Annotated in this window: 10 protein-coding genes; 5 read left to right on the plus strand and 5 right to left on the minus strand. The window is 36.4% G+C overall.

Features of this window, described 5'->3' with window-relative positions:
* The first annotated feature begins 4 nt into the window (after positions 1-4).
* From WEEVI_RS10660 to WEEVI_RS10675, 4 genes are read left to right on the plus strand one after another with little or no spacing between them, the layout of a single operon-like run.
* A complete protein-coding gene (locus WEEVI_RS10660; protein ID WP_041942176.1) occupies positions 5-2032 on the plus strand; it encodes a TonB-dependent receptor in 2028 nt (675 codons plus the stop codon).
* The gene (locus WEEVI_RS10665) at positions 2029-3162 is read left to right on the plus strand and encodes a YncE family protein (RefSeq protein ID WP_013599140.1); all 1134 of its coding nucleotides are present in this window, start codon (positions 2029-2031) and stop codon (positions 3160-3162) included. Before WEEVI_RS10660 ends, WEEVI_RS10665 begins: the two co-directional genes overlap by 4 nt.
* 5 nt (positions 3163-3167) lie before the next feature.
* The gene (locus WEEVI_RS10670; RefSeq protein WP_013599141.1) at positions 3168-4373 is read left to right on the plus strand and encodes a hypothetical protein; all 1206 of its coding nucleotides are present in this window, start codon (positions 3168-3170) and stop codon (positions 4371-4373) included.
* 32 nt (positions 4374-4405) lie between these two features.
* The gene (locus tag WEEVI_RS10675) at positions 4406-6715 is read left to right on the plus strand and encodes a T9SS type A sorting domain-containing protein (RefSeq protein ID WP_013599142.1); all 2310 of its coding nucleotides are present in this window, start codon (positions 4406-4408) and stop codon (positions 6713-6715) included.
* Between the two features lie 142 nt (positions 6716-6857).
* Here the strand turns inward: WEEVI_RS10675 and WEEVI_RS10680 are convergent, their stop codons facing one another.
* The 3 genes from WEEVI_RS10680 to WEEVI_RS10690 all read right to left on the minus strand — a co-directional run bounded on the left by WEEVI_RS10680 (position 6858) and on the right by WEEVI_RS10690 (position 10237).
* Positions 6858-7814, minus strand: coding sequence for an aldo/keto reductase (locus tag WEEVI_RS10680; protein WP_013599143.1), 957 nt, complete (start codon positions 7812-7814; stop codon positions 6858-6860).
* Positions 7811-8962, minus strand: coding sequence for an MFS transporter (locus WEEVI_RS10685; RefSeq protein ID WP_013599144.1), 1152 nt, complete (start codon positions 8960-8962; stop codon positions 7811-7813). The genes WEEVI_RS10680 and WEEVI_RS10685 overlap by 4 nt, the downstream gene beginning before the upstream one ends.
* Positions 8963-9163: 201 nt before the next feature.
* Entirely contained in the window at positions 9164-10237 is a 1074-nt protein-coding gene (locus WEEVI_RS10690) for an NADH:flavin oxidoreductase/NADH oxidase (protein ID WP_013599145.1), read from the minus strand.
* A gap of 155 nt (positions 10238-10392) precedes the next feature.
* On the opposite strand from WEEVI_RS10690, the gene WEEVI_RS10695 reads away from it, so the two are divergent.
* Complete coding sequence (locus WEEVI_RS10695; protein WP_013599146.1) at positions 10393-11736, plus strand: NAD(P)/FAD-dependent oxidoreductase; 1344 nt, start codon at positions 10393-10395, stop codon at positions 11734-11736.
* A 138-nt stretch (positions 11737-11874) separates the two neighbouring features.
* Here WEEVI_RS10695 and WEEVI_RS10700 read toward each other — a convergent pair whose 3' ends face one another.
* Together WEEVI_RS10700 and WEEVI_RS10705 are read right to left on the minus strand one after the other, a co-directional pair.
* The gene (locus tag WEEVI_RS10700) at positions 11875-13065 is read right to left on the minus strand and encodes an aspartate aminotransferase family protein (protein WP_013599147.1); all 1191 of its coding nucleotides are present in this window, start codon (positions 13063-13065) and stop codon (positions 11875-11877) included.
* Entirely contained in the window at positions 13065-13607 is a 543-nt protein-coding gene (locus WEEVI_RS10705; protein WP_148223987.1) for a hypothetical protein, read from the minus strand. Before WEEVI_RS10705 ends, WEEVI_RS10700 begins: the two co-directional genes overlap by 1 nt.

Consider the following 13607-nt stretch of genomic DNA (forward strand, 5'->3'; position numbering starts at 1 on the left):
CTAGATGAGAAATTTCTATAGAAAAATACTATATTTAGTGGCTTTCCTACCCTTCTTTTCTTGGCTTTTTGCACAAGAAAACGATACAGTTGTACAGCTAAAACATGTCAACATACAAGCGTACCCATACAAAGAAGTTTCGCCAGCACAAATTCTCAAAGGAGAAGAATTACAACAACTTAATAGTCATAATGTTGCCGATGCACTACGTTATTTTTCTGGGGTACAAATCAAAGATTATGGTGGAATCGGTGGGCTAAAAACCGTCAATATTCGTAGCATGGGGTCACAACATGTTGGTGTTTTTTACGATGGGATACAACTAGGGAATGCACAAAACGGTACCGTAGATTTAGGTCGATTTTCATTGGATGATATGGAAATGATTTCTTTATACAATGGCCAAAAAAGTCAAATCTTTCAATCGGCAAAAGATTTTGGATCTGCAGGCTCTATTTACCTCAACACCAAAAAACCAACGTTTATTGCTAATAAAAAAACCAACCTAAAAGTAGGGTATAAATTAGGAAGCATTCAATTGATAAACCCATCAATTCGGATAGAACATAAAATATCTCCTACACTATCAGCTGCTTTGAGTAGCGAATTGATTAAATCGAACGGAATTTATTCTTTTCGTTATCGTAGAACCGATCAACAAGGAAATCTTTTATGGTCTGAAAAATGGAAACGCCGTGATGCAAGCATCGAAGCAAAACGACTAGAGGCAACTGTTTTCGGGAAAGTAGAAAATGGTTTGTGGGATCTAAAATCCTATAATTATCTTTCTGATCGAGAAATCCCAGGAGCGGTGGTTAAAGGACATGATGAAATTCTTACAGGTCCAACCCTTACCGATCGAAACCATTATATACAAGGGAACTTCCAAAAGAAATGGACAGGATTTGAGACTCATTTTCGTGGAAAGTTCGCTTACGATTACACCCATTATGTAACGCGAGATACTACACGATTGATGCTAGACAACACCTATGTGCAACGAGAAATATATGCATCAACGAGTAATTTATACCGAATAAACCCACAATGGGATATAAGTTTTGCCTACGATTTTCAGTACAACACTTTATCGGCCAATTTGCGTGACTTCTCCTATCCTACCCGATATTCTAATTTATTTGCTTTGGCAACAGCCTATCAAAACAAGCACCTCAAAGCACAAGCAAGTTTATTGGGGACTTTTGTTCAAGAGAGCGTGAAAAAAAATGCTGCCGCACCGGATAAAAACATTTGGACACCTGCTTTATTTCTTAGTTATCAACCATTTCTAGATAAAGACTTTCATTTGAGAGCTTTTTATAAAAAAATATTCAGGATGCCAACCTTCAACGATTTGTATTATACCGAAATCGGCTATACACTTCTCAAACCCGAATATACTACGCAATACAATCTAGGATTGGCTTACAACTTATCAACAAGTTCTGGTTGGATGAAAAACCTATCGACCAAACTAGACGTTTATTACAATGAGGTGAAAGATAAAATAGTAGCAATGCCTGGCAACAACAATTTCCGTTGGATGATGGTTAATTTAGGAGAGGTGAGAATTAAAGGTTTAGACGCTAATGTAAAAACCGACTTCAGGTTCCGTGCTGTAGATGTTTCTACTTTACTTACATACACTTTTCAGAAAGCGCAAGATTATACATATGAGACCGACCTCAATGGCAATTCGTACCCAAGTGCCTTGTACAAGGATCAGATTCCATACACACCCAAACATTCTGGCTCTGCAGTAGTTAGTTCCGCTTACCAAAATTGGCGTTTGAATTATAGTTTTATCTATGTCGGAAAACGATATAACTCGCTACGCAACAATATCAAGATTAATGAAGTAAACCCCTGGTTTACACATGATATATCAGTCCAGAAAGATTTTAAAATAAACAATTATCAACTACGGTTAATGGCCGAGGTACAAAATTTACTCAATCAACAATACGAAGTGGTTATATATTACCCAATGCCAGGCACCAATGTTCGATTTACAATACAACTAGAGTTATGAGAAAAATAAGTATACTTTTTTCTGTTATTATCCTCGGCTTTTCTTCTTGTTCGCAAGACGATTCTATTGATCAGGTAGAAATAGAGACAACAGGAATTCAACCCGAAAACACTAATATTAAAGGGTTTTATCTGCTAAACGAGGGAAACATGGGAACCAATCGAGCCTCAATTGATTTTTTGGATTATGAAAAAGGACAATACCAACGTAATATTTACGCAACTGCCAACCCGACAATCGTAAAAGAATTGGGCGATGTAGGAAATGACATAAAAATTTACGGTAATCGATTGTATGCCGTTATCAATGTATCAAACTACATAGAAGTGATGGATGCAAAAACGGCAAAACATATCGGTTCTATTCCTGTAAACAATGTACGTTACATCACTTTCGACAAAGGGAAAGCTTATGCAAGTTCGTATGCCGGACCAGTGGAAATTAGTGAAAATGCACCCATCGGTAAAGTTGTAGAAATTGACACAGCATCGTTGGCCATTACACGAGAAGTAACAGTTGGCTACCAACCAGACGAATTGGTCGTGGTTGGTAATAAATTGTTTGTAGCCAATTCGGGTGGATACCGTGTGCCAAATTACGACAAAACTGTTTCGGTTGTTGATTTGGCGAGTTTTAAAGAGGAGAAAAAAATCGATGTAGCAATTAATCTGCATCATATCAAAAAAGATCAAGAAAATGATTTGTATGTTTCTTCGCGCGGAGATTATTATAATATTCCATCGAATTTATTTGTGTTGGATTCTAAAACCCATCAGATCAAAAAAAACTTCAATATCCCGGTTACCAATTTTACCATTGTAGATGATTTTCTGTATTACTACGCCAATGAATTTAATTACAATACCTACAAATGGACCAGATCATATGGAGTAATCAATACCAAAACAGAAGAAATTGTCAATCAATACTTAATCAAAGATCCAATAATCGATAAAATAAAAACACCTTATGGGATTGCTGTAAATCCGACAACAAAAGATATTTACCTCACCGACGCAGGTGATTATGTATCGACAGGATATGTTTATGCTTTTGATAAAAACGGAAAATTCAAATGGAAAGTTGCTGCCGGAAATATCCCTGCACACTTTGTCTTTTTATATAAATAACAACTATGAATAAGAAATACCTTTTATATACATTTTTACCAATTATCCTGCTACAACTACAAAGTTGCTCATCGGATGATTCGAATATAGAAAATCTAGAAATATTACAACTCAAAGATTCTTATACCGGTAATCGTTTGACGATTATCGACATAGAACCAATCGGAAAAGCTACCGAAAACACCATTTTCACATGGCGCATGAACGATTCTGTTCTTGCAAACACCAAACAGTTAGCGTTTATCAGCGATAAAGTAGGAAAGTATAAAGTAGATTTAGAAATAAAAACTCCACAAACCTCTAAAGTCCTTTCCACCAATATTATCGTACAACAAGAAAGCAAACCGTATAGCAAATACATTGCAAAAGTATATGACTATGCACCTGCCGTAGGACAATTTACCAATGTATATCCTGCTTATGAAACAGGAGATACGAAAGAAAAAATGATCGAAAAAGCCTCTAAAGCAATTGTTGGCTCACAAACCTCTCTACTTACTTTGGGCGGTTTTGGAGGTTATGTGGTTTTTGGGTTTGATCATACAATAATGAATAAACCCAACGTGCGAGATTTCAAAATCCTAGGAAATGCATTTTGGGGCGATGCTGCAGAGGAAGCTCGTGCAGGCTCTTGTGAACCAGGTATTATCATGGTTGCTTATGATAAAAACAAAAACGGTAAACCAGATGAGGACGAATGGTATGAAATTGCTGGCAGCGAATACCATAATCCATCTACCATAAAAAATTATTCGATAACCTATTATAAACCCGAAGCCTATCACACACCAACTCCGGGACCAAATGGTTGGGATATGGATATTCGATATATAAGATGGGAAGATAATCAAGGAAATACTGGATATAAAACTCAAAATATTTTCAACACACAAGCCTATTATCCCTTATGGATTCCAGCCAAATCAATTACTTTTTCGGGCACTCGATTACCAGATAACTTCTACGATCAGAGCGGTGTAGGAAATTATTGGGTTGGCCGCTCTTATGCATATGGTTACGCAGATAATGCACCTAATAACGACGAAGCTTCTAATATCGACATCTCTTGGGCGGTGGACAAAAACGGAAATTATGTGCATTTACCTGGGATAGATTTCATCAAAGTTTACACAGGCATCAATCAAGAAGCAGGTTGGCTGGGTGAAGTTTCTACCGAAATTATAGGCGCTTATGATTTACATCTCAATTAAAAAAATAATTCATAATTAATTAAATAATTCTCATGAGAAAACTCTATCTCTTAGTAGTCTTGTTTCTTACTATTTCGGTAGGATTACAAGCACAAGTAAAAGTGCAAGGCATCTTGCGCAATGACCTGAAGAAGCCTGAAGTATTACAAAAAGCGGGCGATCCTTCTTTTACCTTTGATGATATCCAATACTGGATAGGCGAAGGAAGTAAAAAAGCCGCCATGGTTGTACAATGGAACGATAACAAAAATCCTGAAGCGATGGTTTGGGGTTACCGTTTTGATGGTGAAAAATTTGGGATAGACATGATTTTAGAAATCGCTAAAGTAGATCCACGTTTCTATGTTCTCGCCTACGAAGGCACGCAATACGGAACAGCAATCGGAGGTTTTGGATACGATTGGGATAATGCAGGAACACGCGCTTTAGTAAAAAACAACAACACCACATATCCTTACTATCCAATCGACGGAAAAGTGTTGACCAATGATTATGATTTCGATGATTGGACTGCTTTCGATCCAAACGATCGCTGGTATTCTGGCTGGTTTTCAAAAGGATTCTGGTCATATTGGGTAAAAGATTCAGCTGATGAAGACTTTGCATTCTCTGGACTTGGAGCAAGTAGCAGAAAATTAGAAGATGGTTCATGGGATGGATGGTCATTCTCTGTTGAATTCCAAAGTTTTCCTATGGCAGATAAATTTACTGCTGCAGAACCAAACGCAGAAGAACCAATAGATTTTACCAAAGGCTACTTCATTGTTAATGAAGAATGGTTTGGACACACCAATGGATCGGTGAATTTTATCGATGAAAATGATCAAGTACATTACCGAGTATATAGCGATAGAAATAATAACGAAGCTTTTGGTGCAACAACACAATTCGGGACAATCTATGGTGACAAATTTTACTTTGTCTCTAAACAAGCTGCTGATGCTGGGGATACCAATTATACACCAGGCGGTAGATTGGTTGTAGCAGATGCCAAAACAATGGAAAAAATTGCAAGTTTTGATGATATTGGCGGTGGTGATGGTCGTTCGTTTTTAGGTGTTAATCCCAAAACAGCTTATATCGCAAGCTCTAATGGCGTTTTCTTATTCGACATCGAAAACATGAAAGTTGGCGAAATTATCGAAGGAACAGGAGGTGGAAGCACATATTCTGGGCAAGTAGGAAATCTTATCCGTACCAAAAAATATGTCTTTGCTGTAAAACAAAATACGGGAATTTTGGTAATCGATCCTATTACTCATACTTTAGTGCAAACGATAGAAGGTAACTTCCATTCGGTTGTTCAGGCCCAAGATGGTAAAGTTTGGGGAGCATTGGACAATAGTTTAGTAGCTATCGACCAATTTAGTTTAGAAACTTCTACAATCGATTTACCAGAAAATATTTCTATCCCGAATTCTTGGGGAGCTTGGAATGCAGGAAGCTTCACAGCAAGTGCAAAAGAAAACAATCTATACTTCTTCCCTGGTAAGGGCTGGTCGGTTAGTCCTAATTTAGTAAAATTTGATGCATCAACACATACTTTTGATCCTGATTTTATTATAATTCCTGGGCAAGATGAAACTTATAAACAAATACCTTACGGAGCTGGAGTACGTGTGCACCCCAAAACAGATGAAATCATCATTACCACTACCGAAAGCGGCTATGGTGCTCATTACCAAAAAAATTGGGTTCATCGATATAGTTCGAATGGTGAATTAGTGAAAACAATCCAAATGAATGATTACTACTGGTTCCCTGCTGTAACCGTTTTCCCAGATACTGAAGCACCTAAAGTAGAAGGCTTGGAAAATAATTACACTGTAGAAGACAATTTAATTATTAATCTTAATGAATTGGTTAGTGACGAGGACAACCTAGATGCGGCAATTGTCATCAATATGGACATCCTACAAGATGATGATCTTGCAACGATTGAGCTTTCTGATGAAGGAATTCTTAGCGTATCGCTTAATGCAGACAAAGAAAAAAGCAATACACAGAAAACCCCAATAGAAGCTACAGGAGAAATAAAAATTCGCTTAGATTTCGAATCGAACGGATTGGTAACAGAGCATTTTATCGATTTTACGATCAATAAACTAGGTCTAAACTCAGTAGAAAAATCACAATTTATCCTGTATCCAAACCCAACATCGGAAGCAATATTTATAGATGCCAAAGAAGTTGCCGAACTGAAAATTTATTCGATTCTTGGACAAGAAGTAATGGCACAAAAATTACAGCTTGGTAAAAATACTGTACGGATGAATACCTTACCGAAAGGAACGTATATTTTCCATTTCGGAAATGAAACTAAAAAAGTGATAAAAAAATAAATCCTTAATCAGATTTATATCCATTTAATAGTTTTATCAACAGCACTTTCAGATCGAAAGTGCTGTTTTTTTTTTAGTATAACTTGTAGAATTGAAAAGAATTGTCTCCCATGAAATTTATAATTCATTCTACCAAACATTGCTAATTCGGTCTACTTATATCGGTTAACCATTTAAGGTCTTCTGTACTCATTTGCAATTCTGCAGCTTCTACAAAACTACTAATGTGCGTACTTTTAGTTGCCGAAGCAATCGGGGCAATAATTGTTTTCTGATTCATCAGCCAATGCAACGCAACAGCCGAAAGCGAAACTTGGTACTTTTGAGCCAAAACATCCAATCCTTCTAGAATAGAAAATCCTCTTGGAGTGAGATATTTCTCGATATCTTTACCACGAACACTTTTGCCTAAATCGTCTATTGATCGGTATTTACCACTCAAGAAACCACTTGCCAAAGAGTAATACGGTATTACTCCCAACTGCAATTTATCACACATTGGTTCTAAAAATTCTTCGAATTTCTGACGATCGAATAAATTATATTCTGGTTGCAAAGTTGCATACTTTGGGAGGTTATATTTTTCTGCTTTATCTAAACTTTCTTTGAGTCGGATTGCAGTTATGTTCGATGCGCCAATGTAGCGAACCTTACCTTCTTTTATCAATTTATCATAAGCAGAAAGTGTCTCCTCGACTGGTGTAGACTCGTCATCGTAATGTGTTTGATACAAATCTATATAATCGGTGTTGAGCCGTTTTAGGGATTCTTCTACTTCTTTTAAAATATGTTCTTTTTGGGTATTGGGATGTTTTTGGATGAAATTTCGTCCACCTACTTTGGTTGCAATAATCACTTGATCGCGATTAGCACGAGTTTTTAGCCATTCGCCAATAATATGTTCGGATTCTGTACCGACATTTCCTTCGACCCAGTACGAATAGTTATTTGCAGTATCAATCATATTAAAACCACGATCGACAAATTCATCTAATATTGTAAAAGATTCTTCTTTGTCGAGTGTCCAACCAAAGACATTTCCACCGAAGATAATTGGTGCAGTTTGTAAATCGGTATTTCCTAGATGTTTTTTTATCATGATAATTTTTTATTTAAAATTAGAAATAAGGTAGCAATTAATGCTCCTGTAATAGCCATTATTGCACCAACAATCAGAGGAGATGAAAAACCATATCCCCAAATGATGGGTAAACCTCCTAAATAAGCACCTAAAGCATTTCCTAAATTAAAACTTGCTTGACCAGCTGAAGCGGCCAAAGTCTCTGATTCTCTAGCATTATCGATAAGCATCATTTGTATTGGTGAGCCTATCGTAAAGGCTATTAAACCGGTGAAAAAAGCTAGAAAATAGTTTAAAAAAGGAATTTTAACAAAGAAAAAATTAATAATGAGAATTATACACATTGCAACAAAGCTCATAATAGTAGCTTTATTTGGAGAGTATTTATCGGCCAAACGACCACCAATTAAATTACCTACAAACATTCCCAATCCTACCAAAACCATAATTATCGGAACTTGAGTAATTGATAAATTCCCTACATTGGTCACCAGCGGAGAAATATAACTTATCCATGCAAATAAACCTGCTGTACCAATAGAAATCATCGCTATCAAAATCCAAGCTTTCCAAGTTCTAAAAAATTGCAATTGTTTGTTTAATGATACTTCTGTATTAGGTTGTATTTTGGGAACCCAAGCTACAATAGCAAGAATGGATAATAAGCCAATTGATGCAATTAGTAGAAATGATACTCTCCATGATAAATTCTGCCCTATGAATGTGCCAATCGGCACGCCAAATAAATTGGCCAACGTCAGACCTGCAAACATATAAGAGATATAAGTTGCTTCTTTCCCTTTAGGAGCAAGAAATGTTGCTACAACTGTTCCTACACCGAAATAGGCTCCATGGGGTAAGCCGGTGAGAAAACGAGCTATTAACAGTGTTGAGTAATTGGGCGCTAGAGCAAAGGCAATGTTGAATAGAGTAAAAAGAATCATAAAAAACACTAAAATATCTTTAGGAGATTTTTTACTTGTCAACATTACTAGAATTGGTGCGCCTACAAATACTCCCAAAGCATAAATAGAAATAAAATGACCTGCTTCGGGAATGCTAATTTGTAAATCTTTTGCCAAATCTTCGAGTACCCCCATCATGGTAAATTCGGTCATCCCAATACCGAGTGCTCCAATTGCTAGGGCCAATATGCTTTTATACATAGATTTATTTTCTTAACCAAAAGTTAAATCATTATATATTAATTGAATGTAGTACAGTATACTAGTATCCAATAAGTTAATATTCAAACCAACAAAAGAATCTATTTTAGTAGTAAGAATCTAACAAAATATCCAACCAAAGAACATAAAATAGATTAGTTACCTGAAAAAAATAATTTTTCTTAGATGATTCTTTTTTCTTTATTTCTGATTTTTCGCACGTAGATATTGTTTAGGCCAATCGACCGTTGCACCCAAAATATCGGCAGCTTGTATCGGGAAATACGGATTACGCAAAAGCTCTCTACCCATCATCACAATATCTGCTTTATTTTCTTGTAATATGTCTTCTGCTTGTTCTGCTTCATCTATCAAACCGACACATGCCGTTAGAATTGAAGTCGATTTTTTTATTGCTTCTGCAAAAGGAACTTGATAATTTTTCTCAACTTTTATTTTTTGTTCGTGAACTGCACCTCCACTAGAGACATCAATAACCTCGACTCCATATTCTGGTAAAATTTTCGCCAACTCTATCGATTGATGCAAGTCCCAACCTCCTTCTGCCCAGTCGGTTGCCGATATACGAACCCATAGAGATTGTGTACTCAATTCTTTTTTAACAGCTTCTAAAATCTCTAACAAAAATCGAATCCTATTTTCGAAACTACCGCCATATTCATCGGAGCGGAAATTAACTAATGGTGACAAGAATTGATGAATCAAATACCCATGTGCTGCATGAATTTCTATAATTTCGTACCCAGCTTCTACAGCACGTCTAGCTGCATCTGTAAAATATTGCACCAACTCTTTTATTTGAGGGGTAGATAATTCGACCGGAGGGTAGTCATTTTTATAAAAAGGAACTGCTGAAGGCGCTACTGTTTGCCAACCATTTTTATCGTTTGGTGTTAGTTGTTTTACATCTTTCCATGGTAATTCTGAACTTGCTTTTCTACCTGCATGTGCTAACTGAATACCAGCAATAGCATCGTGTTTTTTGATAAAAGAAGTAATTCCTTTTAAATTTTCTACTTGTGCATCCGACCACAAGCCTAAGTCGGCATAAGAAATTCTACCTTCGGGTGTAATTGCCGTCGCTTCTTGGATAATTGCAGCTGCTCCACCTACTGCTCTACTCCCCAAATACACTAAATGCCAAGGAGTTGCAAAACCATCAACAGCCGAATATTGACACATAGGTGAAACTACTATACGGTTTTTGAGGGTGAGTTGAGCGTTTATTTTAAGAGACGTAAATAATTTAGACATATTAATTAATTAAATATTGTATTTACCATTAAAAACCAACAAACTTCATGCAAAATTTCAATATATCCATAAATTTTATAAAATTAATTATGATTTTGAAATAGTTTTTATAGAAGGAAATTATTAGTAATTTTGTAATAAAATTTAAGGGTAAAATGGAAAAGAAAAAAATAGTGATTATTGGTGCTGGATTTGCTGGTCTACGTTTAGCAAGGAAACTCAACAATCATCCAAAGTATTCGGTAACACTTATAGATCGGTACAACTTTCATCAATTCCAACCCTTGTTCTATCAAGTAGCAACGGCAAGAATAGAACCCTCGAGCATATCGTTTCCACTTCGAAAAATATTTCAGAAAAGTAAAAATGTTTCGGTACGTTTAACCAAAGTACTCAACATCAACCGTGAAAAAAATGAAGTTGAAACTACAATTGGTAATTTCTCGTACGATTATTTGGTAGTGGCAACAGGTTGTACAACAAATTTCTTTGGTAATGAAAAAATTGCAGAGAACGCTTTCCCAATGAAATCTACTTATGAAGCCATTACCATTCAAAACAGATTATTAACCAACTTCGAAAGTGCATATTCATCTACACCAGATGAATTAGAAGAAATCTTAAACATTGTGGTTGTGGGTGGTGGACCAACGGGAGTTGAATTATCGGGTTCTATCATCGAACTCAAAACCCATATCCTACCAAAAGATTATCCAGATATGGATTTTTCTAAGTTACAAGTTTATTTGTTAGAAGGTAGTCCAACGCTTTTAGGTCCGATGTCGAAAGAATCACAACAAAAATCGCAAGAGTTCTTAGAGAGCATGGGTGTAAATGTTTGGACTAATGCACGCGTTACCGATTATGACGGTCATGTAATTGAGCTTACCGATGGACGAAAAATAAAAACCCGAAATCTAATATGGGCTGCGGGAGTAACAGGAAATGCACCTAGCGGAATCATTGAACAAGAGAAAATGCAACGCGGAAATAGAATTCCGGTCGACCGTTTGAATCGTGTTTTGGGTGAAAAAAACATATTTGCCATTGGAGATATTGCTTACATGGAAACACCAAAATACCCAAATGGACATCCTCAATTAGCTAATGTAGCAATAAATCAAGCTCTTAATTTGGCTAGAAATTTCGATCGATTCGCAAAAGGTGTTACGCCCGATCAAATGGAACTTTTTGAATATAAAGATCCGGGTTCGATGGCTACGGTAGGGAAAAACAAAGCCGTAGTAGATTTGCCAAAACTTTCTTTCCAAGGTAGGATTGCATGGTTTGTTTGGATGTTTTTACACTTGATGTTGATTTTGAGTGTGCGCAATAAATTCTTAATTTTCTGGAACTGGGCTACGGCTTATTTCACGAACGACACTACATTACGCATAATTTATCGTCCGACGAAGAAAGATTACAAAATGAACATTAAAAAGTACCGAAAATTCATTTTAAACAATGAAACGGGTAAAGTAGAAAGAGTAGAAAATTAGACAATACTTTTTTTATTTATGCACTGTTTCGAGTTTGTTTTTGAGCGTAAAAAAATATTAACAAAAAGCGTTCTGATATAATTTCAGAACGCTTTTTATCTTTAAAGTATAGGAATGAAGACGAAATTTGAATAATAATTAATCGTCTAGCTCATCCAAAACCGAGAGCAGAATTCTACAACCTTTTTCTATTTCGTCATTGGTTATATTGAGTGGTGGAGTAATTCGTAGATTTTCTATGCTGTACATGAGCCAAAACAATATTAAACCTCTATTCATACACTCTTCTGCTACCCGCAGTGCATATTCGGGTGAACTAAGTTCGGGTGCCAACATAAGTCCACGTCCATGTATCGTTTTGATTTTTGGGTGCTGAAGCATTTCTCTAAACAAATTTTCTTTTTGATCAATATCTTGCATTATAGAAGTCGTGAGTAACTCATCGAGTAGAGCATTTGCGGCAGCAGCAATTACCGGATTTCCGCCAAAAGTCGTTATGTGTCCTAACTGAGGATTTTCCTTTAACGTACTCATAATCTTGTGAGAACTCATAAATGCACCAATCGGTAAGCCATTTGCCATACCTTTCCCCATTGCAACAATATGTGGCGTCACACCATAATGTTCGAAGGCGAAGAGTTTACCTGTTCTCCCAAATCCAGGTTGAATTTCATCAAAGATCAACAAAGCACCTACTTCATCGCATCTATTTTTCAATTTTATCAAATAATCATTTTCAGGTAAACGAAATCCAGAAGCGCCACGTATTGTTTCGACAATCACACCGGCAGTTTTTGTTGTGATGTACTGCAAATCTTCCTCCCGATTAAACTCTATAAAATACACTTCGGGTAATAAAGGTCTGAATGCAGCTTTTTTACGTTCGTCTCCAGAAACACTCAACGAACCATGTGTATTACCGTGGTATGCATTACGGAAGGATACTATTTGCTGACGTCCAGTAAAACGTTTTGCCAATTTCAGTGAAGCTTCTACCGCTTCGGTACCTGAGTTTACCAAATATACTTGCTCTAAGCCTTCGGGGGTATTATCTACCAAACGTTTGCATAATTCTACAGGTTGCTCTTGTGCATACTCTCCATATACCGCTACATGCATATACCGATCGACTTGTTGTTTGATAGCGTCATTAATTTTCCGATTAGAATGCCCTAGGGTATTGACCGAAACGCCCGCAACAAAGTCTAAATATGCCTTACCGTCTTTGCCGTAGATGTAAGCACCTTTGGCATAATCAACTTCGAAACCAGATGCAAAACGAGTTGTTTGTGCTTGGTATTTATAAAAATTTTCTTTTAGATTTTTCATTATTTTAATAATAAAATAACTGTTGCTAAACCTGCTGCATAGCCAGCGATGGTAAGCATATCAGATTTTCTTTTACTGAAATTTCTTGAGTACATACGATTCTGATCAATATCTTTTTTATGAAGTTTGAAGGTTTGGTTTTCTTTTCCTCTCGGATAGACCGTCAAACTATCACCGTCCCATTTCTGGACAACGACTGTATATTCGGTTTGATTTGCATACAAACGATACGTTCCAGAAGGTTTTAGATACAATTTTATGTCTCCTGCAATTCCTTTCGGTTTTTGTTCATTAATGGGTTCTTCTTTGCGTGCTTCCATTTGAACGATGGATTGCCCCTGGCTATTATCGTCTCTATAAGGATTCATCTTTAGTGCCTTTTTATTCCGATTTTCAATTGCTTTTTGTCGATTTGCAGAAGCACTATTTTCTGTAACTTTTGATGTGTCTTCTACCAAAACTTCTTGTGTAGGATCGATCAGTTGATACGTATAGCAACTTGCAAGTGCAAGAAAAGAGCAAAATAAAAGTCCTTTTTTCAT

The organism is Weeksella virosa DSM 16922, from assembly GCF_000189415.1.
GTDB classification, from domain to species: domain Bacteria; phylum Bacteroidota; class Bacteroidia; order Flavobacteriales; family Weeksellaceae; genus Weeksella; species Weeksella virosa.

Excerpts from the sequence above, each read along its gene's own strand:
- WEEVI_RS10660 (WP_041942176.1), top strand. The coding sequence starts at position 5 with ATGAGAAATTTCTATAGAAAAATACTATATTTAGTGGCTTTCCTACCC.
- WEEVI_RS10665 (WP_013599140.1), top strand. The coding sequence starts at position 2,029 with ATGAGAAAAATAAGTATACTTTTTTCTGTTATTATCCTCGGCTTTTCT.
- WEEVI_RS10670 (WP_013599141.1), top strand. The coding sequence starts at position 3,168 with ATGAATAAGAAATACCTTTTATATACATTTTTACCAATTATCCTGCTA.
- WEEVI_RS10675 (WP_013599142.1), top strand. The coding sequence starts at position 4,406 with ATGAGAAAACTCTATCTCTTAGTAGTCTTGTTTCTTACTATTTCGGTA.
- WEEVI_RS10680 (WP_013599143.1), bottom strand. The coding sequence starts at position 7,814 with ATGATAAAAAAACATCTAGGAAATACCGATTTACAAACTGCACCAATT.
- WEEVI_RS10685 (WP_013599144.1), bottom strand. The coding sequence starts at position 8,962 with ATGTATAAAAGCATATTGGCCCTAGCAATTGGAGCACTCGGTATTGGG.
- WEEVI_RS10690 (WP_013599145.1), bottom strand. The coding sequence starts at position 10,237 with ATGTCTAAATTATTTACGTCTCTTAAAATAAACGCTCAACTCACCCTC.
- WEEVI_RS10695 (WP_013599146.1), top strand. The coding sequence starts at position 10,393 with ATGGAAAAGAAAAAAATAGTGATTATTGGTGCTGGATTTGCTGGTCTA.
- WEEVI_RS10700 (WP_013599147.1), bottom strand. The coding sequence starts at position 13,065 with ATGAAAAATCTAAAAGAAAATTTTTATAAATACCAAGCACAAACAACT.
- WEEVI_RS10705 (WP_148223987.1), bottom strand. The coding sequence starts at position 13,607 with ATGAAAAAAGGACTTTTATTTTGCTCTTTTCTTGCACTTGCAAGTTGC.